Source organism: Streptomyces albus subsp. chlorinus, from assembly GCF_013302895.1.
In the GTDB taxonomy this organism is placed as follows: domain Bacteria; phylum Actinomycetota; class Actinomycetes; order Streptomycetales; family Streptomycetaceae; genus Streptomyces; species Streptomyces chlorinus.
The window spans coordinates 4,853,927-4,874,875 of sequence record NZ_VJOK01000001.1 but is presented as its reverse complement, the minus strand read 5'-3'; the positions used below and the strand labels follow the sequence as shown (position 1 = coordinate 4,874,875).

At 72.5% G+C, this 20,949-nt stretch carries 18 protein-coding genes; 5 read left to right on the top strand and 13 right to left on the bottom strand.

The window, feature by feature from the left end; translation table 11 throughout:
* Window positions 1-29: 29 nt before the first annotated feature.
* The 5 genes from FM076_RS21380 to FM076_RS21360 all read right to left on the bottom strand — a co-directional run bounded on the left by FM076_RS21380 (window position 30) and on the right by FM076_RS21360 (window position 5,005).
* Window positions 30-890 (bottom strand): S1 family peptidase, encoded by an 861-nt coding sequence (locus tag FM076_RS21380; RefSeq protein WP_173872592.1) that lies wholly within the window; start codon window positions 888-890, stop codon window positions 30-32.
* Window positions 891-1,091: 201 nt separating this feature from the next.
* On the bottom strand, window positions 1,092-2,558 hold the full coding sequence (locus FM076_RS21375; RefSeq protein ID WP_173872591.1) for a GntP family permease: 1,467 nt from the start codon (window positions 2,556-2,558) through the stop codon (window positions 1,092-1,094).
* A gap of 79 nt (window positions 2,559-2,637) precedes the next feature.
* Window positions 2,638-3,051 carry a RidA family protein gene (locus FM076_RS21370; RefSeq protein ID WP_173872590.1) on the bottom strand — a complete coding sequence of 138 codons (414 nt, stop codon included), beginning with the start codon at window positions 3,049-3,051 and terminating at the stop codon, window positions 2,638-2,640.
* The gene (locus FM076_RS21365) at window positions 3,048-3,839 is read right to left on the bottom strand and encodes an IclR family transcriptional regulator (RefSeq protein ID WP_173872589.1); all 792 of its coding nucleotides are present in this window, start codon (window positions 3,837-3,839) and stop codon (window positions 3,048-3,050) included. Before FM076_RS21365 ends, FM076_RS21370 begins: the two co-directional genes overlap by 4 nt.
* Window positions 3,836-5,005, bottom strand: coding sequence for a PfkB family carbohydrate kinase (locus FM076_RS21360; protein ID WP_173872588.1), 1,170 nt, complete (start codon window positions 5,003-5,005; stop codon window positions 3,836-3,838). The genes FM076_RS21365 and FM076_RS21360 overlap by 4 nt, the downstream gene beginning before the upstream one ends.
* Window positions 5,006-5,148: 143 nt before the next feature.
* Between FM076_RS21360 and FM076_RS21355 the strand changes: the two genes are divergently transcribed.
* Entirely contained in the window at window positions 5,149-6,465 is a 1,317-nt protein-coding gene (locus FM076_RS21355; protein WP_173872587.1) for an amino acid deaminase, read from the top strand.
* Window positions 6,466-6,502: 37 nt separating this feature from the next.
* Window positions 6,503-8,098, top strand: a complete 1,596-nt coding sequence (locus tag FM076_RS21350; protein WP_173872586.1) for an N-acyl-D-amino-acid deacylase family protein — start codon at window positions 6,503-6,505, stop codon at window positions 8,096-8,098.
* Window positions 8,099-8,101: 3 nt separating this feature from the next.
* Here FM076_RS21350 and FM076_RS21345 read toward each other — a convergent pair whose 3' ends face one another.
* On the bottom strand, window positions 8,102-8,638 hold the full coding sequence (locus FM076_RS21345; protein WP_173874905.1) for a Uma2 family endonuclease: 537 nt from the start codon (window positions 8,636-8,638) through the stop codon (window positions 8,102-8,104).
* 36 nt (window positions 8,639-8,674) lie between these two features.
* Window positions 8,675-9,415 (bottom strand): PAQR family membrane homeostasis protein TrhA, encoded by a 741-nt coding sequence (trhA, locus tag FM076_RS21340; RefSeq protein ID WP_173872584.1) that lies wholly within the window; start codon window positions 9,413-9,415, stop codon window positions 8,675-8,677.
* Window positions 9,416-9,668: 253 nt separating this feature from the next.
* Here trhA and FM076_RS21335 point away from each other — a divergent pair, with 253 nt between their 5' ends.
* Window positions 9,669-11,522 (top strand): phosphoenolpyruvate carboxykinase (GTP), encoded by a 1,854-nt coding sequence (locus FM076_RS21335; RefSeq protein WP_173872583.1) that lies wholly within the window; start codon window positions 9,669-9,671, stop codon window positions 11,520-11,522.
* 75 nt (window positions 11,523-11,597) lie between these two features.
* On the opposite strand, the gene FM076_RS21330 is transcribed toward FM076_RS21335, so the two are convergent.
* Together FM076_RS21330 and FM076_RS21325 are read right to left on the bottom strand one after the other, a co-directional pair.
* Entirely contained in the window at window positions 11,598-12,008 is a 411-nt protein-coding gene (locus FM076_RS21330) for a hypothetical protein (RefSeq protein WP_173872581.1), read from the bottom strand.
* A 75-nt stretch (window positions 12,009-12,083) separates the two neighbouring features.
* On the bottom strand, window positions 12,084-13,295 hold the full coding sequence (locus tag FM076_RS21325) for a pyridoxal phosphate-dependent aminotransferase (protein ID WP_173872579.1): 1,212 nt from the start codon (window positions 13,293-13,295) through the stop codon (window positions 12,084-12,086).
* A 231-nt stretch (window positions 13,296-13,526) separates the two neighbouring features.
* On the opposite strand from FM076_RS21325, the gene FM076_RS21320 reads away from it, so the two are divergent.
* Entirely contained in the window at window positions 13,527-14,174 is a 648-nt protein-coding gene (locus FM076_RS21320; RefSeq protein ID WP_173872577.1) for a TetR/AcrR family transcriptional regulator, read from the top strand.
* Window positions 14,175-14,262: 88 nt separating this feature from the next.
* On the opposite strand, the gene FM076_RS21315 is transcribed toward FM076_RS21320, so the two are convergent.
* A complete protein-coding gene (locus FM076_RS21315; RefSeq protein WP_173872575.1) occupies window positions 14,263-16,287 on the bottom strand; it encodes a thioredoxin domain-containing protein in 2,025 nt (674 codons plus the stop codon).
* A gap of 241 nt (window positions 16,288-16,528) precedes the next feature.
* Window positions 16,529-17,287 carry an IclR family transcriptional regulator domain-containing protein gene (locus FM076_RS34695; RefSeq protein WP_173872573.1) on the bottom strand — a complete coding sequence of 253 codons (759 nt, stop codon included), beginning with the start codon at window positions 17,285-17,287 and terminating at the stop codon, window positions 16,529-16,531.
* A gap of 361 nt (window positions 17,288-17,648) precedes the next feature.
* On the opposite strand from FM076_RS34695, the gene FM076_RS21305 reads away from it, so the two are divergent.
* Window positions 17,649-18,581, top strand: coding sequence for an NADP-dependent oxidoreductase (locus tag FM076_RS21305; RefSeq protein WP_173872572.1), 933 nt, complete (start codon window positions 17,649-17,651; stop codon window positions 18,579-18,581).
* An 87-nt stretch (window positions 18,582-18,668) separates the two neighbouring features.
* Here FM076_RS21305 and FM076_RS21300 read toward each other — a convergent pair whose 3' ends face one another.
* Complete coding sequence (locus FM076_RS21300) at window positions 18,669-19,883, bottom strand: alpha/beta hydrolase (protein WP_345945144.1); 1,215 nt, start codon at window positions 19,881-19,883, stop codon at window positions 18,669-18,671.
* Entirely contained in the window at window positions 19,880-20,800 is a 921-nt protein-coding gene (locus FM076_RS21295) for an alpha/beta hydrolase family protein (protein ID WP_173872569.1), read from the bottom strand. The genes FM076_RS21300 and FM076_RS21295 overlap by 4 nt, the downstream gene beginning before the upstream one ends.
* Window positions 20,801-20,949: the final 149 nt, after the last annotated feature.

Below are 20,949 nucleotides of genomic sequence, written 5' to 3'. Positions count from 1 at the left end.
TCCTCATTCTCTGTGCGGACAGACGGCCGTCATGGCTTGGGGAGCGTGCAGCCCGCTCGGGCAAGGTCGATCTTGTTCCCCTCGCCCACGCACGGCGCGATGATGTAGGTCTGCTGGCCGTAGCCGATCCCCGGGCGGACCGTGACCTGGCCGTTCTGGTCCGCCTCGCACGGGTTGTTGAGCGTGCAGCGGGCGCCGTCCTCGTTGAGCGTGTTGTTGACGCCGACGACCTTGCCGGTCGCGTTGTCGATGACGGGCGAGCCGGAGGTGCCGCCCTTGGTGCGGCAGGCGGAGGTGTAGCGGATCGAGTCCTTCATCGTCCAGCCCGCTTCCTTGAGCCGGTAGGCGAAGCCGTCGATGGCGCAGCCGTACTTCTCCTTCCAGTAGCCGGAGACCACGGTGATGGCACGGCCCTGGGCGGGGTGGGCGGCGTCCACGGACAGCGCCCTGACGCCGTACCGCGACTCGATGTCCTGGTAGGTGGTGCCCACCTGGTAGAGCGAGACGTCCGTATCCGTCATCGTCGCGTAGGCGACCTTGGTGGCGCGGACCGTTCCCGCGTTGCTGCCGTTGGCCCGCAGCAGGGTGAAGGAGCGGCTGGAGGGCTGGTCCTTGACGACCTGTCCGGGCTGCGGCATCCCCGTCTCCAGGCAGTGCCCGTTGGAGAGCACCAGCGCGGGGTCGGTCGGCTTGGAGGTGGGCATCTTGACGACGGAACCGGAGCAGTTGCTCAGTGCGACGGTGCCCTCGAAGGACGGGGTGGCCTTGACTGCCGGGGCCTTCGCGCGGTCCGGGCCCTCACCCGCCGCCGCGGGGGCCGCCGAGACGCCGGTGAGCGCGGCGGCACCCAGCAGGGCCGCGGTGAGGAAACTGGCGAGAGGTCTGTGCATGGTGGGGAGTCCTCTCTCGAATACCGAAGGATCGTTCGGCTGACGCCGTGCATTCTTGGGCCAGTCGGGGCCCACCACAAGAGCGCCCCCGGAATCGGCTGGATGCGGTTCCGGGGACGTCCGCTATGCGGAGGAACTCAGGAGGTGGGAGCGGGGGCAGGGAGGGTCGGGGCCGGCGCGGTGCGGCGCGGCACGGCACCCTCAGACGAACAGACTCACCAGCCCGGCCACCGCGAACCCGGCCACGGAGAGCACGGATTCGAGCACCGTCCACGACTTGAGGGTGTCCCGCTCCGAGATGCCGAAGTACTTCGAGACCATCCAGAATCCGCCGTCGTTCACATGCGAGGCGAAGATGGAGCCGGCCGAGATGGCCATGATGACCAGCGCGAGGTGCGGCTGCGAGGGATCGCTCCGCGCCAGCAGCGGCGCCACGATGCCGGTGGTGGTGACGATGGCCACGGTCGCCGACCCCTGCGCCACCCGCAGCACCAGCGAGATCAGGTAGGCGAGGACGATGACGGGCAGTCCGGCGTCCCCGAACACGTCGGCCAGCGCCTGCGCGACCCCCGAACCCTGCAGGACCGCGCCGAAGACGCCGCCGGCGCCGACCACCAGCAGGAGGTTGCCGACCGGCTTGAGCGAGGCCGTCGAGACCGTCTCCAGCGACCTGCGGCTCCAGCCCCGCCGCAGCCCCAGCAGCCAGTACGCCAGCAGCAGTGCCACGGTCAGCGCGACGAACGGGTGGCCGATGAACTCGATGACGGAGCGGCCCGTCGAGGGATCGAGCGCGATGGAGGAGAACGTGGCCGCCAGGATCAGTACCAGCGGCGTGCCGATGATGACGAGGACCGTGCCCACCGGCACCGGCCCCTGGCGCTCCTCGGTGCCCAGCGCCCGCTTCTCCTCCACGACGGCGCGCCTGGCCTCCTCGGCGGCCTCCACCATGTCCTGCGGGACCTCGACGAAGACGCGCTTGCCGATCCACGCCGCGTACGCCCACGCGGCGGCCACCGCCGGGAGGCCGCAGACGACGCCCATCAGGATGATCCAGCCCAGATCGACGTGGAGCAGCCCGGCGGCGGCCACCGGGCCCGGGTGCGGGGGAAGGAACGCGTGGGTCATCGACAGTCCGGCCAGCAGCGGCATGCAGTACAGCAGCACCGACTTGCCGCTCTTCTTCGCCGCCGCGTAGACGATGGGCGCCAGCACGAAGATGCCGACGTCGAAGAAGACGGGGATGCCGAAGAGCAGGCCGGTCAGCCCCATGGCGAGCGGGGCGCGCTGCTCGCCGAAGAGGCCCATCAGCCGCGCCGAGAGGGCCTCGGCGCCACCGCTGACCTCCAGGATCGCACCGAGCATGGTGCCCAGGCCGATGATGATCGCGACGTGCCCGAGGATGCCGCCCATACCCGACTCGATCATCGAGACGGCGTCGGACTTCTGGACGGTGCCGAAGAGTTCGGTGACGGACAGGCCCGCGCCCAGCCCGACCGCGATGGAGACGGCGAGCAGCGCGACGAACGGCTGGAGGCGGACCCTGATGATGAGGACGAGCAGCAGGGCGATACCGAGGGCGGCGACGGTGAGCAGGCCCCCGGTCCCGGGTATGAGCGCGAGCAGCCCGCCCGTGTGGGGCGGGGTCTTCTCGGCGGCGGCAACCAGCATGGGAACTCCGTTGTTCGGTGCTGAGAGGAGCCCCGCCCCTCCCCGGGCCCGGCCGCGGGGAGGAGCGGGGGAGAGTCGCTCAGCCGAGGACGGCGAGGGCGTCGATCTCGACCAGCAGGCCGGCCGGCAGGCCCACGTACACCGTCGTACGCGCGGCCGGGGCCTCCTGGAGGGAGGCGAAGTACTCGTTGTAGATCTCGTTGAACTCCGCGAAGTGCGCGGTGTCCGTCAGGTACACCCGCAGCATCATGGCGTCCTCCCAGCCGGCGCCGCCCTCCTTGAGGACCGCCTCCACGTTGGCGAGGGTCTGCAGGGTCTGCTCGCGCAGGCCGGGGCCGACGGGGGTGGGGGCCTGCCCCTCGACGGCCGGGGCGAACCCGACCTGTCCGGCGACCTGGAGGATGTTGCCCTTGCGCACGCCGTGGGAGAACTTCGCGGGCGGCGTGGTGTGGGTGGCGGGGGTCAGGGCGGTCTTGGACAGCTTGTCGCTCATGGTGCTGCTCTCTCGGGTCGCGGTGGATGGTGCCGGGTGGAACGCCCCGCGTACTCGGCGCTGATGGCCTCGGCGGTCCGGCGTACGCGGGGCAGCAGGGAGAGGAGTTCGTCGGCGGAGACGACGACGTTCGGCGCGGAGACCGACATGGCCGCCACCACCCGCCCCTCGGCGCCCCGGATGGGCGCTCCGACGCAGTTGATGGACTCCTCGTGGCCACCCAGGTCGGTGGCCCAGCCCTGTTCGCGCACCGTGGCGAGTTCCGCGAGGAACGCGGTGGCGTCCGGTGTCGAACGGGGCGTGTACCTGGGGTAGTCGAGCCGCTCGGCGACGGCGCGCCGCTCGGGCTCGGGCAGGTCGGCCAGCAGCACTTTGGCCACGGCGGCGACGGTGATCGCCACGGGCTTGCCGATGCGCGAGTACATCCGCACCGGGTAGCGGCTCTCGACCTTGTCGATGTAGAGGACCTGGTCCTCGGTGTACTTCTCGTAGACGGCGAGGTGGACGGTGTGGCCGCAGGCGGCGTTGAGTTCGGCCAGGTGGGGGTGGGCGATCTCGCGGATGTCGAGGTTCTCCACGGCCTCCTGGGCCAGCGCGAACAGCCGGGCGCCGAGCCGGTAGCGCTGGTCGGGCTGGCGGTAGACGAGGCCGTGCTCGTGCAGGGTGCGCAGCAGCCGCAGCGCGGTCGACTTGTGCACCTGGAGGCGGGCGGCGACCTGGTCCAGGTTGGCGGGCCCCTCGGCCAGCAGCGGCAGGATGCTCAGGGCCCGATCGACGGTCTGGCTCATACGGATGGCACCTCCGGCTCTTCCCCGCCGGTCCGTCCGGCGTCCGCGGCTTCGGGCGCCCGTGCCGTCGTCCAGCCGGGGCCCAGCCGCAGTCTCCCCCACGCGTCGTCGTCGAGACCGGCCAGCCGGTCCGCGACGTGGCCTGGGGGCGGCGCCGCGAGGTCGCCGGCGTCGGTGAGGGCCGCGGCCGCCATCACGTGGCCGTGCCGCAGCCGTTCGCGCACCGGCAGCCCGCGCAGGGTGCCGGCGAGGAAGCCGGCGGCGAAGGCGTCACCGGCGCCGACCGGGGAGACGACGTCCACCTCCAGCGCGGGCGCGAACACGGCGGGACCGTCAGCCACGAAGGCGGTCGCCCCGGCGCTCCCCTGCTTGACGACGAGGACGGCGGGCTCGGGCAGGGCGTCCCGTACCGCCGCCGGCCCGCCGGTGACGCCCCACGCGGCAGCGGCCTCGTCCTCGCCGACGAAGACGAGATCGCTGTGGCGGGCCAGTTCGCGCAGCACCTCGGCGCCCGGCTCCGGCGCCGTACGCCACAGGCCCGCGCGGTAGTTGACGTCGAAGGAGACGAGCGGAGCGGGGCCCCCGTCCCAGGGCGCGGCCGCACCGTCCGGGCCGGGCCGACCGGAGGTGAGGGCGCGCAGCAGGGCCAGGCAGCCGGCGGAGAGGGCGGCGGTGATGCCGGTCAGGTGCAGCACCCGGCCGGCGCGCAGCGCTTCGGGCGGCACGGTGGCCGGTGACATGGCGGAGGCGGCCGATCCGGCGCGGTAGTAGAGCACCTCCGACAGCGCGGCGGACGCCTCCGGATCCCTCGCCGGCCCTCCTTCGGGGCCGCTCCCCCGCCCCGGTGCGGGGCCGGTGGGGCGTTCGCCGTCCGTGCGGAAGTAGATGCCGGTCGGCCGCTCCAGGTCGCGTTCGACGGCGGAGGTGTCCACGCCGTGGGCGGCGATCGCGCGGACCAGGTGGTCGCCGAAGCCGTCGGCGCCCACCCGGCTCACCCAGCGGGTGCGGAACCCGGCCCGCGCCAGGGCGCAGGCGACGTTGGACTCGGCCCCGCCGATGGCGCGCGCGAACGAGGGCACGTCGGCGAGCGGGCCGGGACGGGAGGGCAGGAACGTGACCATGGACTCGCCCAGGCAGACGACGTCGATCGCGGAGGTGGTGGTCACGGTGGGTCCTGCTCCTCGCTGCCGGCTGGTCCGGCTCCATTGACCGGTCGTTCGCGGGATGCTAGACAGCCTTAAGCGTTATACGCAATGGTCGTTGCACATCCTGCAACGATGAGTTTCCGGTATCCCTCAGGGAGTCCCGCATGGCAGCCCCCGGCCCCCGCCCCGCCTCTGCAGCCCCCACAGCCACCCAGGCAGCCGCCCGCCTGGCCGCCGAACCCGCCGACCACCGCTTCAAGGGGCTGCCGCCGGACGCCGCCCGCGGCACCACCCTCGGCGAGCTGGCCGCCGAACGCCGCTCCCTGTTCACCGGCGGCTTCACCACCCCCGTGCTCGCCCTCTCCGCCGAGCGCCTGGAGCACAACCTCGCCGCCCTCGCCGACTACACCGCCCGCCACGGCCTGGCCTTCGCCCCGCACGGCAAGACCTCCATGGCACCCCAGCTCTTCGCCCGCCAGCTGGAGCGCGGCGCCTGGGGCATCACCCTGGCCGTCCCCCACCAGGTACGGGTCGCCCGCGCCTTCGGGGTGCCGCGGATCTTCCTGGCCAACGAGCTGGTGGACCCGGCGGCGCTGCGCTGGCTCGCCGCCGAACTCGACGCCGACCCCGGCTTCCGCTTCATCTGCTACGCCGACTCACCGGACGGCGTCGCCCTCATGGACCGGGCCCTGCGGGAGGCCGGCGCCCGCCGCCGGGTCGATGTCGTGGTCGAGCTGGGCGCGGGCGAGGGCGCGCGCACCGGCGCCCGCACGGAGGCCGAGTGCGCCGCCGTCGCGGACGCCGTCGCCGCGACCGGCACCCTGCGCCTGGTGGGCGTCGCCGGATACGAGGGAGAGGTGCCCGGCGCCGGCTTCGAGGCCGTACGGTCATGGCTCGGGCGGCTCACCGGACTGGCCGCCGCCTTCGACGCGGCGGGGCGCTTCGCCGGGCTCGACGAGATCGTGGTGAGCGCGGGCGGCAGCGCCTGGTTCGACGCCGTCGCCGACGCCTTCGCCGCGCTGCCCGCCCTCTCCGCGCCGACGCTGAAACTGCTGCGCTCCGGCGCCTACGTCTCCCACGACGACGGGCACTACCGGCACCTGACGCCCTTCAACCGCCACCCCGACGAGGGCGGCCTGCGAGCGGCCTTCACGCTGTGGGCCCAGGTCGTCTCCCGGCCCGAGCCGGGGCAGGCCTTCGTCAACGCGGGCAAGCGCGACGCCGCCCACGACCTCGCCCTCCCCGAGCCGCACACGGTGCGGGGCCTGGACGGCACCGAGCGCTCCGCCGCGGGCATCACCGTCACCTCCCTGAGCGACCAGCACGCCTGGCTCCGCGTGGACGAGGGCGTCGCCCTGCGGACCGGCGAATGGGTCGGCTTCGGAATGTCCCACCCGTGCACCATCTTCGACAAGTGGCAGGTCATTCCGGAGGTCGATGAGAACGGCACGGTCGTCGACCTGATCCGCACCTTCTTCTGAGCCGGCCGGCCCCCTCATCGAAAGGCACCGGACCGCCATGGACCTGGTCATCCGGGACGCCCGCGTCATCGACGGCACGGGCGCCCCCTCCTACCGCGCGGACGTCGCCGTCCACGAAGGCCGCATCGCCCGCATCGACCCCGAGGGCACCCCGCGCCCCACCGGGCGCCGCACCCTCGACGCCGACGGCCAGGTGCTGGCCCCCGGTTTCATCGACATGCACGCCCACTCGGACCTGGCGATCCTGCGCGATGCGGACCACTCGGCGAAGGCCGCCCAGGGGGTGACCCTGGAAGTCCTGGGCCAGGACGGCCTCTCGTACGCACCCGTCGACGAGACGACCCTCGCCGCCGTCCGGGAGGCCATCACCGGCTGGAACGGCGACGGCGGCGACATCGACTTCGACTGGCGCACGGTGGGCGGCTACCTGGACCGCATCGACCGCCAGGGCACGGCGGTCAACGCCGCCTACCTGGTCCCGCAGGGCAGCGTCCGGATGCTCGCGATGGGCTGGGAGGACCGCCCGGCCACCGAGGCGGAGCTGGCCACCATGAAACGGCTGGTCGCCGAGGGCATGGAACAGGGCGCGGTCGGCATGTCCTCCGGCCTCACCTACACCCCCGGCATGTACGCGCCCGACGCGGAACTGACCGAGCTGTGCCGGGTGGTGGCCGCCTACGACGGCTACTACTGCCCCCACCACCGCTCCTACGGCGCCGGCGCCCTGGAGGCGTACGCCGAGATGATCGCCCTCACCCGCGAGGCGGGCTGCGCCCTCCACCTGGCGCACGCCACCATGAACTTCGGCGTCAACAAGGGCAGGGCACCCGAACTGCTCGCCCTGCTGGATGCGGCACTGGCCGACGGCGCCGACCTCACCCTCGACACCTACCCCTACACGCCCGGCTGCACCACGCTGGCCGCGATGCTGCCCAGCTGGGCCAACGAGGGCGGCCCGGAGGCGACGCTGGCCCGGCTGGCCGACCCGGCCACAGCCGCGCGCATCCGGCACGTGATGGAGGCCGAGGGCGCCGACGGCTGCCACGGGGTGCCCATCGAGTGGGACACCATCGAGATCTCCGGGGTCGGCAACCCGGAGCTGACCGGGTACGTGGGCCGGACGGTCGCCGAGTCCGCGGCGGCGCGGGGCGAGGAACCGTGGACGACGGCACACCGCCTGCTGGTCGCGGACCGGCTCGGCTCGACGATCCTCCAGCACGTCGGCCACGAGGAGAACGTGCGGGCGATCATGCGGCACCGGGTGCACACGGGCGGCAGCGACGGCATCCTCCAGGGCGCCAAACCGCACCCGCGCGCCTACGGGACGTTCCCGCACTACCTGGGGCGCTACGTCCGCGAGTTGGGCGTCCTCGGCCTGGAGGAATGCGTCGCCCATCTGACCGGCCGCCCGGCCGCCCGGCTGCGGCTGCCCGACCGGGGCCTGGTCCGCGAGGGGTATGTGGCGGACCTGGTGGTCTTCGACCCCGGCACGGTCGCGGCCACCTCCACCTTCACCGCCCCCCGCTCCCTCCCCGTCGGCATCCCCCACGTCCTGGTGGCGGGCCGCCCGGTCATCGAGAACGGCCACCGCACCGACGTCCTGGCCGGAAGGGCGGTACGGCGCGTGGAGTGAGGGTCAGTCCCGCACGGGGAAGTTCGCGGTGTCGACCTCGATCCGCTCGCCGGTGCTGAGCGTCAAGGTGAGGGGCTCCCCGTAAGGGATCTCCTTCACCTTGGCGTACCCGGTCGCGTGCGGCTCGGTCATCAGCGTGCAGAGCTGCTTGAACGGGTCGGCGATCAGGTAGAGGTCGATCCCGAACCGTGCGTACTTGGCGACGTTGCGGACGTAGTCCTTCCTGCCGTCCGGTTCGCTCACGACGTCCGCGATGGCGAGAACATCGACGCAGAGGTAGCTGTCGCCGCGCCGCTCAGCGTCGTGCCCGAGGACGAACAGGTCCGGCGCCGCGTCGTTCTCCCCCGGAAATCTCAGCCACACGTTTCCGAGCACCCGCCCCTGGGCGAGCGGGAACGGAGCGGCGTCCCGGGCGGCATCCGTGATCAGGTGGGCGATCTGGGACTGCTCCGGGGACCGGGGGGTCATGATCACTGTGCCGTCGAACACCTCGATCTTGTATCCCTCGGGCACGCCGTCACGGGCGAGCAGATCGCGCATCACCGGCACGACGCATCACTCTCTTTCGTCGAAGACCTACGCGTGCTGGTAGGCCACCAGCGAGATCCCGACATAGTGGACGGCGAACGCGGCGAGGGTGAGGGAGTGGAACACCTCGTGGAAGCCGAACCAGCGGGGTGAGGGGTTGGGGCGCTTGATGCCGTAGATGACGCCGCCCGCGCTGTAGAGGACGCCGCCGAGGACCACGCACACCAGGACGGCGATGCCGCCCGTGCGCAGGAAGTCGGGCAGGAAGAAGACGGCGGCCCAGCCCATGGCGATGTAGCAGGGCGTGTAGAGCCAGCGCGGGGCGCCGACCCAGAAGACGCGGAAGGCGATGCCGAGCGCCGCGGCGATCCAGATGCCCCACAGCAGCACGTCGCGCCGGCCGTCGGGCAGCAGCAGGATGGTCAGCGGCGTGTAGGTGCCCGCGATGATCAGGAAGATGTTGGCGTGGTCGAGGCGCCGCAGCACGGCGTTGACCCGGGGGCTCCAGTCGCCGCGGTGGTAGAGCGCGCTGACACCGAAGAGCAGACAGGCCGTCAGGGTGTAGACGGCGCAGGCGATCCGGCCGCGGGTGCTGTCGGCCAGGGCGGTCAGGAACATGCCGGAGACCAGCACCGCGGGGAACATGCCCAGATGCAGCCAGCCGCGCAGCTTCGGCTTGATGACCTGTGCCGCGTTGTGCGCCGACGCCGACAGCTTGGCGGCGGCGGAGGGGGACGAGGGGGACACGGCGGTGGCGGGCTCCGGAGACGGGGACGCGGAGTCGTTCATCGCGCCATCGTACCCAGGAGCTACGTGACCGTAGGTTACGGGCGGCTTCCCGGGCGGCCAACAGCGGGGATGACCCTACGTGTCGACGGACACACAGCCCCCGTCTGGACAGACACTCTTCCGGGCCGCATGATCAGATGAGCACAAGCGGCACCGGATGAGCGATACGATCGAACTGCCACGAATGCATCCGGGTCGCGGCCCCCAAGGGGCGCGCTGACAGCAGAGAAAACCCTCAACGTCTGGAGCGATCGTGGCGCGCAGTACTGCGGCTCCCACCACCTCAACCCCCTCTTCCCCGGCCCCGGAGAACCTCCCCACCCGCCACCAGGAGCTGATCTCCTGGGTCGAGGGGATCGCCGAGCTGACCCGGCCCGACCGTGTCGTGTGGTGCGACGGCTCCGAGGCCGAGTACGACCGCCTGTGCGAAGAGCTGGTCGCCAAGGGCACCTTCACGGAGCTCGACCCCGTCAAGCGCCCCCACTCCTACTACGCCGCCTCCGACCCCACCGACGTGGCACGGGTCGAGGACCGCACGTTCATCTGCTCCGAGAAGGAGGAGGACGCGGGCCCCACCAACCACTGGAAGGACCCGGCGGAGATGCGCGAGATCTTCGCCGGGGAGCAGGGCCTCTTCCGCGGTTCGATGCGCGGCCGCACGATGTACGTCGTCCCGTTCTGCATGGGCCCGCTCGGCTCGCCCCTCTCCGCGCTGGGCGTGGAGATCACCGACTCCGCCTACGTCGCCGTCTCCATGCGCACGATGACCCGCATGGGCAGCGCCGTGCTGGAAGAGCTGGGCGCAAGCGGCCACTTCGTCAAGGCCGTGCACAGCGTGGGCGCCCCGCTCGCCGAGGGCGAGGCGGATGTGCCGTGGCCCTGCAACTCCACCAAGTACATCTCGCACTTCCCCGAGACCCGCGAGATCTGGTCGTACGGCTCCGGCTACGGCGGCAACGCGCTGCTCGGCAAGAAGTGCTACGCGCTGCGCATCGCCTCCGTGATGGCCCGCGACGAGGGCTGGCTGGCCGAGCACATGCTGGTGCTCAAGCTGACGCCGCCGCACGGGGAGCCCAGGTACGTGGCCGCCGCGTTCCCGTCCGCCTGCGGCAAGACGAACCTGGCGATGCTCCAGCCCACCGTCCCCGGCTGGACGGTCGAGACCATCGGTGACGACATCGCCTGGATGCGGTTCGGAGAGGACGGCCGGCTCTACGCCATCAACCCCGAGGCCGGCTTCTTCGGCGTCGCGCCCGGCACCGGCGAGGACACCAACGCCAACGCCATGAAGACGCTGTGGGGCAACGCGGTCTTCACCAACGTGGCGCTCACCGACGACGGCGACGTGTGGTGGGAGGGCATGACCGAGGAGCCGCCCGCCCACCTCACCGACTGGAAGGGCAACGACTGGACGCCCGAGTCCGGGACCCCGGCGGCCCACCCCAACGCCCGCTTCACCGTCCCGGCCGGGCAGTGCCCGATCATCGCGCCCGAGTGGGAGGACCCGCGCGGCGTGCCGATCTCCGCGATCCTCTTCGGCGGCCGGCGGGCCAGCGCCGTCCCGCTGGTGACCGAGTCCTTCGACTGGCAGCACGGCGTCTTCCTCGGCGCCAACGTGGCCAGCGAGAAGACGGCCGCCGCCGAGGGCAAGGTCGGCGAGCTGCGCCGCGACCCCTTCGCCATGCTGCCGTTCTGCGGCTACAACATGGGCGACTACTTCGCCCACTGGCTGAAGGTCGGTGAGGACGCCGACGCCTCGAAGCTGCCGAAGATCTACTACGTCAACTGGTTCAAGAAGGACGAGGACGGCCGGTTCGTCTGGCCGGGCTTCGGCGAGAACAGCCGGGTCCTCAAGTGGATCGTCCAGCGGCTCAACGGCGAGGCCGGGGGCGTGGAGACCCCCATCGGGATCCTGCCGCGCAAGGAGGACCTCGACACCGAGGGGCTCGGCCTGGGCGAGGCCGAGCTGGACTTCCTCCTCGCGGTGGACCGCGACGTGTGGCGCGACGAGGCGGCCCGCATCCCCGAGCACCTCAACACCTTCGGCGACCACACCCCCAAGGCCCTCTGGGACGAGTACCGGGCCCTGGTCGAGCGCCTGGGGTAGCCGGGCCAGGGGTGCGGGCGCCGCCGGCCCGCACCCGCCGGTGTCCCGCACCGCCCAGGTGCGGGACACCGGCGGTCAGGCGGGCACCAAGGCGCCCTCGTGCGCCGAGAGGCGCTCGGCCATCAGCGCGGCGACCGCCTCGTCCCCGCGCGACGAGGCGACCGCGAGGGCGTTGCCGGCAAGGGTGCGGGCCCGCGCGTGGAGGGCGGCCACATGGCCGGCGTCGCTCCGCACGGCGGACGGTGCCGCCCGCAGGGGCGCCCGCCCGCCAAAGAGCCGGGCCGCGTGCGCGGCGAGCTGGTGGGCGGCCGTATCCAGCGAAGCGCTCGGAGTCAGCACGCGCAGCTCGTCGGTGACGGTCAGCAGCGCGGTCAGGTGCCCCGCGAGGCGGATGTCCAGCTCCTCCTCGCGGGTGCGCCGGGGCAGCCCGTCGTGCGCGTCCTCGGCCACGGCGTGGACCGACTTGGTGCGGATCGGTTCGTACATGGATGGCCTCCTGATACCTCAGGAAGCCATCCTAACTTGGACAGGGTCTAAAGTTGTCCCGCGTTCACGGAACGGTCACGGCTGGCTGTAGCCGTCCAGGAAGCGGCCGATCCGGGTCACCGCGTCGCGCAGCTCGTCCACGGCGGGGAGGTTCACGATCCGGAAGTGGTCGGGCTCCGGCCAGTTGAAGCCGGTGCCGTGGACGATCATGATCTTCTCGGCCCGGAGCAGGTCGATCACCATCTGCCGGTCGTCCTTGATCTTGTAGACCTTCGGGTCGAGCCGGGGGAAGGCGTAGATCGCCCCCTTGGGCCGCACACAGGTGACGCCGGGAATCCGCGTCAGCAGGTCGTAGGCCACGTCGCGCTGCTCGCACAGCCGGCCGCCCGGCAGCACCAGGTCCTCGATGGACTGCCGCCCGCCGAGCGCGGCGGCGACCGCGTGCTGGGCCGGCATGTTGGCGCACAGCCGCATGTTGGCGAGGATCGTGAGCCCCTCGATGTAGCTGTCCGCGTGCGTCTTCGGCCCGCAGACGGCCAGCCAGCCGCTGCGGTAGCCGGCCACCCGGTAGGACTTCGAGAGGCCGTTGAAGGTGAGCGTCAGCAGGTCGGGGGCGACCACCGTGGTGGGGGTGTGCGTGGCGCCGTCGTAGAGGATCTTGTCGTAGATCTCGTCGGAGCACACGACGAGGCCGTGGCGGCGGGCGACGTCCGTCAGACCGCGCACGACCTCCTCGTCGTAGACCGCACCCGTCGGATTGTTCGGATTGATGATCACCAGCGCCTTGGTGCGGTCGGTGATCTTGCGCTCGACGTCCGCCAGGTCGGGCATCCAGTCGGACTGCTCGTCACAGCGGTAGTGCACGGCGGTGCCGCCGGCCAGGGAGACCGAAGCGGTCCACAGCGGGTAGTCCGGCGCGGGGACCAGCACCTCGTCCCCGTCGTCCAGCAGCGCCTGCATGGACATCTGGATCAGCTCGGAGACGCCGTTGCCGAGGTAGATGTCCTCGACGGACAGTTCGACGCCCTGCTTCTGGTAGTGCTGCATCACCGCGCGGCGGGCGGACAGCAGGCCCTTGGCGTCGCCGTAGCCGTGCGCGGTGCCGACGTTGCGGAGCATGTCCTCCAGGATCTCCGGCGGGCAGTCGAAGCCGAACGCCGCCGGATTGCCCGTGTTCAGCTTGAGGATCCGGTTCCCCGCCGCCTCCAGCCGCTGCGCCTCCTCCAGGACCGGGCCCCGGATCTCGTAACAGACATTGGCGAGCTTCGTCGACTGGATGACCTGCATAACGCCACCCTACGGGCGCCGTTGACGGGCCGCCCCGTGTTTTCCCTCACCCCGGGTGACCCCTCCCCCGCGTTCCGGCACGGCGCCGGTCCCTTTCCCCCTCCCCGGGGAAAACGGGGGCGTCACGGCCATCGGAGTGGTGCCCCGGCGCCCGGGACGGCGTAACGAGGACGACACAGGCACCGCCCCGCCGATGGCCCCGCCCGGGGACGATGGCCGACAATACGATCCATGGCCCCCGCACGCACCAGATCCGCCGACCACGCGTGCGCAGACCTTCCCCCAGCCAAGCTGAGTCTGCGCGAACGCAAGAAGATCCAGACCCGCCAGGCCATCCGGCGGGCCGCCTACCGCCTCTTCCAGGAGCAGGGGTACGACGCGACGCCCGTCGACCAGATCGCCGACGAGGCGGAGGTCTCCCCCAGCACCGTCTTCCGCTACTTCCCCACCAAGGAAGACATCGTGCTGACCGACGAGTACGACGCCCTGGTCGAGGACGCCCTGCGGTCCCGGCCGGCGGGCGAGCCGCCGGTCGCGGCGCTGCGTGAGGCGCTGTACTCCTCGCTCGCCCGCATCTACCAGTCCGACGCTGAGGAAACCTTCCAGCGGATCCGTCTGATCGGGGAGGTGCCCGCGCTGCGCGCCCGGATGAGCGAGCACTCCGCCGACACCGCCTGGCTGCTGCGGCGGACCCTCGCCGAGCGGGCCGGCCGCTCCGAGGACGACCTGGAGCTGCGCATCGTCACCGGCGCCATGCTGGGCGCCCTCACCGAGGCCATGTACTTCTGGGTGGACACCGGCATGCCGGGCACCCTCGACGATCTGCGTGCCCTGGTGAACCGGGCCCTCGGCGTCCTGGAGCGCGGTCTCACGCTGTAGGCGCGGGCTCACGCTCACTCTGTAGGCGCGGGCTCACGCTGTGGGCACGGCCTCGCGCTGCAAGCGGGCTCACCCGGTGAGGGCGGCCTCACCCGGTGAGCGCGGTCTCCAGGGCGTCGGGGTCGGTCACGGGGGCCGCGCAGACGAAGCCGCGGCAGACATAGGCCGCGGGGCGCCCCTCTACCAGCCCCCTCCCGGCCAGCAGCGGGACATCGTCGGTCCCCGGCGGGCCCACGGCCACGACCGCGCCGGGCGCGCCGGCGAGCAGCGCCGCCCGGTGCAGCTCACCGGTGCGGCCGGGTTCGCCCACCACGGCGACCTCGCGGGGGCCGTCGAGCAGGGCCTCCCCCACGGCGAGGCCCCAGCCGAGGAAGCGCGGTGCCCGCGAGGCCAGCTCCCGCACGACGCCCAGCGCCCGCTCGGCGGCCTGGCGGTAGCGGTGCTCGCCGGTGTAGGCGCCGTAGGTCAGCAGCGCACCGGCGGCGGCGTTCCACCCGGAGGGCACCGCGTTGTCGGTGGGGTCCTGGGGGCGCCGGATCAGCCGCTCGGCGTCGTCGGCGGTGTCGAAGAGCGTGCCGTCGTCCCCGGCGAACCGCTCCAGCACGGTGTCCAGCAGCAGGCCCGCGCGCCGGAGCCAGTCGGCCTCGCCCGTCACCGCGTACAGCGTCAGATAGCCCTCGGCCACATCGGCGTAGTCCTCCAGGACGCCGGCGCTGCCGCCGGGGGTGCCGTCCCGTGACGTGCGCACCAGGCGGCGCCCGTCACGGTCGGTGTGCACCTCGGCCAGCAGCCGTGCCGCACCCCGCGCGGCCTCGACCAGGTCCGGGCGGTCGAAGTAGGCGCCCGTCTCGGCGAGCGCGGCGACGGCCAGCCCGTTCCAGGCGGCGACCACCTTCTCGTCGCGCTCCGGCCGCGGCCTGGCGGACCGGGCCTCGAACAGCCGGCGCCGTACGGACTCGAAGCGGGCGGCGTCCGTCAGGGGGCGCTCCCGGTCGGGCAGTTGGAGCACCGAGGCGCCGCCCTCGAAGGTGCCCTCGTCGGTGACGTGGAAGCAGGCGGCGGCCAGCCGCGCGTCCTCCTCGCCCAGCACCTCGGCGAGCTGCGCGGGGGTCCACACGTAGTAGGCGCCCTCGGCGTGCCCGCCCTGGCCGTCGTCGCTGTCGGCGTCCAGCGCGGAGGCGAAACCGCCCTCGGGCGTGCCCAGTTCGCGGACCATGAAGTCCGCGGTCTCCAGGGCGACACGGCGTGCCCGCCCGGAGCCGGTGGCCCGCCACAGATGGGCGTGGACCCGGCCCAGCAGCGCGTTGTCGTAGAGCATCTTCTCGAAGTGCGGGACGACCCACTCCGCATCGACCGCGTAGCGCGCGAACCCCCCGCCGAGCTGGTCGTAGATGCCGCCACGGGTCATCGCCTCACAGGTGGCCTCGACCATCTGCAGCGCGCCCTCGGACCCCGTGCGGGCGTGGTGGCGCAGCAGGAACTCCAGCACCATCGACGGCGGGAACTTCGGCGCGCCGCCGAACCCTCCCCGGCTGGCGTCGAAGTCCTTGGTCAGCCCGAGCAGCGCCGCGCCCATCTCCTCGGCGCCCGGCGGCCGGGGCGCGCCCAGCCGGATGCCGCGTCCCGCCAGGTCGGCGCTGATCCGGGAGGCGACGTCGGAGACCTCCCCGCGCCGGTCCTCCCACGCGGTCCGCACCCCCTCCAGCACCTGCCCGAAGGAGGGCATCCCGTGCCGGGGCGCGGGCGGGAAGTAGGTGCCGAAGTAGAACGGCTCGGCGTCCGGCGTGAGGAACACCGTCATCGGCCAGCCGCCCTGCCCGGTCGCCGCCTGCACCGCCTCCATGTAGACGGCGTCCACGTCGGGCCGCTCCTCGCGGTCCACCTTCACCGCGACGAAGTGCTCGTTCAGCAGCCGCGCCGTCGCCTCGTCCTCGAAGCTCTCACGCGCCATCACATGGCACCAGTGGCACGCGGCGTAGCCGACCGAGAGCAGCACGGGGACATCGCGGCGGCGCGCCTCCTGGAACGCCTCCGGTCCCCACGGCCACCAGTCCACCGGATTGGCGGCGTGCTGGAGCAGGTACGGCGACTGGGAGTCGGCCAGTCGATTCATACCGCCATCGTCGCACAGCCCACAGCGTCCGGCCCCGCGGTCCCGGGCCGGTACGGAACGACCGTGCCAGACCGGCGGTCCGGCCACCGCGCCGGGGCCGAGCCGCCGCGGGGCTGGACACGGCGCACCGGCAGGGGCCGCGCCGCGGGGCTGGACACGGCGCACCGGCAGGGGCCGCGCCGCGGGGCTGGACACGGCGCGCCGGCAGGGGGCCGGGGAGAGGGGCGCTCGGGCCTGTGCCCTAGCCGAGCCGCGTGCCGAGTTCCCTGGCGGCGGCGGCGACAGCACCGCTGAGGAGGGCGAGTTCCGCCTCGATGCGCCTCGCCGGGCCGGAGACGGACAGCGCGCCGCAGGCCATGCCCTGCCGGTTCCTCACCGGGGCGGCCACCGCGCAGAGGTCCCGCTGGCTTTCCTCCATGTTGGTGGCGTAGCCGGTCTCCCTCACCTTCTCCAGCTCGGCCTCCAGCGCCCGGCGGGTGCTCACCGCGCGCTCGGTGCCGCCTCGCAGCCGGGCACCCGGGTAGCGGCGCCGCAGCTCTTCGCGGGGAAGCTCGGCGAGCAGCACTTTCCCCGCCGCGGTCGCGTGCGCCGGGCCCCGCTGCCCGGTGCGCAGCCCGGCACGGATCACCTGGTGGCTCTCCACCCCTTCGATGAAGACGGTCTCCGTGCCTTCCAGCACAAGCAGATGCGCGGTCTCGGAGGTGTCCTCGACGAGCCTTTCCAGCACCAGACGCGCTTCGTCGCGGAGGGAGACCGCCCCCATCACGGCGATGCCGAGCCTGGCCAGGGCGGGCCCGGGTCCGTAGCCCTTGGTCCGGGCGTCCTGGCGGAGCAGGTCGCGGGCCTGCAGGGTGGTCAGCATCCGGTGAGCGGTGGACCTGGCCACCCCCAGCTCGGTGGACACGTCGGCGACCCGCAGCGACGGCCTGTCCACCAGCATCAGCAGGATCCGCGCCGCGTTGTCGATCGATTCCACCGGGTAGGCGGCCGACACTGCCACAACCCCTCCGTCCCGCCGTCGCCACCGCGGCTGTTCTGGTGACCGAGCCGCGTTTCGCCAGCCAGAGTAGCCGCCGCAGTCCCCTCGGCGTCCCGCCGCCGGCTGGGGCACGGGACGCCGATGCGCCCGCCGCCGACCCGTCGTACGTTCTGCCTCCAGGAACGCCTTCCGTACAACAGAACATTCTTCATTGACGCGCCACCGGAGCCGGGTTACTGTCCAGAACTTGTTCTGTTCTGCGGAACACCTTGCCCGGGAGGAGCGGCGTGACCACTTCGGCGCCGTCCACCGCGGAACCCGGCCACGCGGGTCTGCGCTGCTACGCCTGCCCTCCTCCACGCACCGAACCCTTGGGGAGACCATGAAAGCCATCGCACTCCGGCACTACGGCGACGCGGACGCCCTGGAGCTGACCGAGCAGCCGACGCCGGCGGTCGCGCCCGGGGAATTCCTGGTCCGGGTCAAGGCGGCCGGAGTGAACCCGGCCGACGCAAAGATCGCCGTCGGCAACCTCGACGGCATGATGGTGACCCACTTTCCCCTCATCCCGGGCTTCGAGATGTCCGGCGTCGTCGAGGCCCGCGGTTTCGGCGCCACCGAGTTCGAGATCGGTGACGAGGTGATCGGCTTCGTCCTCAAGGACTGGGCGCAGAACGGCACCTACGCCGAACTGGTCTCGGCCCCGGTCCGCACGCTGGCACGCAAACCGGCGTCCTGGGACTGGGCGCACGCGGCGTGTCTGCCGCTGAACGGGCTGACGGCCTACCAGGCCGTCGAACGCGTCGGCATCGGCGAGGGCGACACCGTCCTGGTCCACGCGGCGGCCGGTGGGGTCGGCACGCTCGCCGTGCAGCTCGCCGCCCTGCGGGGCGCACACGTCATCGGCACCGCGAGCGAGCGCAACCACGACCACCTGCGGGCACTCGGCGCCACACCGCTCACCTACGGCGAAGGACTGGCCGACCGGGTGCGCGGGCTCGCGCCGGAGGGCGTCGACGCGGCGCTCGACTTCTTCGGCGGGGACGCGGTGGCCGTCTCGCGGAAGGTCGTGCAGGATCCCGCGCGCATCGCCTCCGTGGCCGACATCACCGCCCCCGAACAGGGCGCCCACCTGGTGTGGGCACGCGCGAACGCGGAGGAACTGGCGGAGGTGGCCGCGCTCGCCGAAGCCGGGAGGCTGTCCGTCCCCGTGAACCGCTCCTTCCCGCTGGAGCGGGCCGCCGACGCCTGGCGGCTGCTCCACGCGGACAACCGCGCCCGCGGCCGGATCGTCCTGGACATCGACGCCACGTGAGGCGCCCTTCCGGCACGCGCGCTCTGCGGCATTCGGCATTCGGCATTCGGCCGGAAGGGCTTCGGGCACCTCGGACCCGGTGGGTGACTACCGGCCCAGCGGGTGACTGCCGCGTCCCGGGCCGCGGCGCAGGAACGCGTCGATGCGCGTGACGGCGGCGCGGTGCTGCTGCGCCTCGGTCAGCTGCCGCGCGGCGGGAGCGCCGTCGCGGTCGGTGCACCAGCCGGGCCGCTTGCCGACCGGTACGGCGTCGTCGAACGAGGCGACCTGACCGCTGTGCGGGGACCACTGGGTGTTGAAGAAGTTGTGGTTCGCACCAGGGATGCGCAACCGGCGGAAACCGTGCCGGTTCCCGGCCGCGGCCTCGGCCGCGAAGGACAGGGCCTCGTCACCGACCTGCCCGTCGCAGGTACCGCGCAGAACGGCCAGGGGGACGCGGGTGACGGTGTAGTCGGCCATGTTCTCGGTCATCACGTTGTAGGCGGGCGCCACCGCCACCGCCGCTGTGACGCGGACCCCGGCGGGCAACTGGCCGCGGTGCCTGTCGGCCACCAGCCAGGTCACCGCCGCCCCGGCCCTCGAATGCCCGACGACGCCGACGTTCTTCATGTCCAGGTGGCGGGCGAAGGGCACGTTCTTCCGCCGGCCGGTCGCGTCCCGGAACGCGCCGGCCAGCGCTCCCTTTCCGGTCCGGTCGAGCCGCTCCCACATCCTCAGGTGCCGGTTGACGAGAGCGGCCCGGGCAGCCGCGTTGTCGTCGCCCGTCACCGAGGACGCGTTGATGCCGTTGGCGCTGAGGGAGACCACCACGTACCCCCGGCTCGCCAGGCGCCGGCTCAGGTAGTCGTACCCCCGGAAGCTGGGCAGCGCCGGGGTTCCGGCCGCGCACGGCCAGCTGAACAGCTTCTTGTTCGCCGCCGTGTAGGCGTCCATGTCGTCCGCTCGCTCCGCTGCCGTGCGCGCCGCTTCCGCCTCGGGGTCTGCGCACGTCTCGTGCCATCCGTGGAGCAGGACGACCAGGGGGTGGCGGCCACGGGCCAGGTCGGCGGGGTAGCGCACCACGCCCGCCGCTTCGACGGGCTTGTCGGTTCCCGGGAGGCGGTAGGCCTTGTCCCCCAGGTCGTAGGTGACCGACGCGGTGGGCCGGGCAGCGGCGCGGGCCGAGGTGCCGGGCGCCGTCTCGGGCTCGGCGTTCGCCGTCGCCGTGCCGCCGACCGCGGCGGCCGCCAGGACGAGCGCGGGCAGCCAGGTCCGCACACGGGCGGACCCGCGGCTGGCCGGGGAGTGCGGACGGTGGTTCACGATGTTCTCCGTTGGAAGGAGGCGACGATGAACTTCTCCACGCGGGTGCGCAGCTTGGCCCCGGAGGCCCCTCCGCGCCGGATCATGTCCGTGCCGTGGTATCCGCTGGGATCGATCACCAGCTTCTTGTCCTTCGCGGCGGACGCCGCGTACACCTTCCGGGCGTCAGTGACCAGGGCGCCGTTCATGTCACCGGGGGAAGCCACCAGGAGGGTCGGGGTCTTGATCCTCTTCACCGCCGCCACGGCATCGACGCCGCCGCAATGGGCCGGAGAGGACATCATCAGCAGGCCCGTCACACGCAGCGGGTTGTCGACGCCGGCGACGGCTGCGGTGGTACCGCCGCACGAGGCGCCGCCGAGGAAGACGCGTGTGGCGCCCACGCGCCGCAGTTCCGCCAGGCCGGCGCGGGCGTCCCGGTCGATGTGCTCGTTGTCGGCGCTCTTCTGGGAGGCGCCGTGGTTGCGGTACTCGGGGATCACGACGTGATAGCCCTCGGCCGCCAGCTTCTTGCCGATGGGGAGGAACGAGCAGATGTTGTACCCCTGCTCGTGGTCGAGGAGCACTCCGTTCGGGCCCTGCCCGAGCACCAGGGCGGACAGATGAACCCCGTCGCTGGTGGTGAGAGTGGTGGCCTTGTTCCTCAGCTTCTTCGGCACGCAGCTGTTGACGAGGTGGCCGCGGCTCGTGCGGACCGTCCGGTCGGGCCAGCTGGGCTTGTACCGGACGGGATCGTGGTCCGGTGGCGGCGCGGGGACCCGGCTGTGGGCCCCGCTCTCCGTCCGGGCGAGGGATGTTGCCCCCTGTGACGCCTGTGACGCCTTGTCGCCGCCGGTCCCGGCGGCCGGGCCGGAGCATCCCGCCACCACGCTCAGACACGCCAACGCCGCCACGGCGACGGCTCTCGGTTTTCTCAACGCTCTTCCTCAGCTCTCGCGGGTGCGCGGCCGCCTCGCGGGGCAGGGCGTCCACGTCACAGGCCGGCCTGTGATGTCCCCTTACGCCCTGACAGACGTGCGGCCCCGCCCGAGGTTGCGGGTGACTGCCGACGCGAGCTGTCCGCCGC

Coding starts and splice junctions, on each gene's coding strand:
- FM076_RS21330 (WP_173872581.1), bottom strand. CDS start 12,008: ATGTACGAACCGATCCGCACCAAGTCGGTCCACGCCGTGGCCGAGGAC.
- FM076_RS21375 (WP_173872591.1), bottom strand. CDS start 2,558: ATGCTGGTTGCCGCCGCCGAGAAGACCCCGCCCCACACGGGCGGGCTG.
- FM076_RS21380 (WP_173872592.1), bottom strand. CDS start 890: ATGCACAGACCTCTCGCCAGTTTCCTCACCGCGGCCCTGCTGGGTGCC.
- FM076_RS21370 (WP_173872590.1), bottom strand. CDS start 3,051: ATGAGCGACAAGCTGTCCAAGACCGCCCTGACCCCCGCCACCCACACC.
- trhA (WP_173872584.1), bottom strand. CDS start 9,415: ATGAACGACTCCGCGTCCCCGTCTCCGGAGCCCGCCACCGCCGTGTCC.
- FM076_RS21365 (WP_173872589.1), bottom strand. CDS start 3,839: ATGAGCCAGACCGTCGATCGGGCCCTGAGCATCCTGCCGCTGCTGGCC.
- FM076_RS21315 (WP_173872575.1), bottom strand. CDS start 16,287: ATGAATCGACTGGCCGACTCCCAGTCGCCGTACCTGCTCCAGCACGCC.
- FM076_RS21320 (WP_173872577.1), top strand. CDS start 13,527: ATGGCCCCCGCACGCACCAGATCCGCCGACCACGCGTGCGCAGACCTT.
- FM076_RS21325 (WP_173872579.1), bottom strand. CDS start 13,295: ATGCAGGTCATCCAGTCGACGAAGCTCGCCAATGTCTGTTACGAGATC.
- FM076_RS21305 (WP_173872572.1), top strand. CDS start 17,649: ATGAAAGCCATCGCACTCCGGCACTACGGCGACGCGGACGCCCTGGAG.
- FM076_RS21355 (WP_173872587.1), top strand. CDS start 5,149: ATGGCAGCCCCCGGCCCCCGCCCCGCCTCTGCAGCCCCCACAGCCACC.
- FM076_RS21345 (WP_173874905.1), bottom strand. CDS start 8,638: ATGCGCGATCTGCTCGCCCGTGACGGCGTGCCCGAGGGATACAAGATC.
- FM076_RS21350 (WP_173872586.1), top strand. CDS start 6,503: ATGGACCTGGTCATCCGGGACGCCCGCGTCATCGACGGCACGGGCGCC.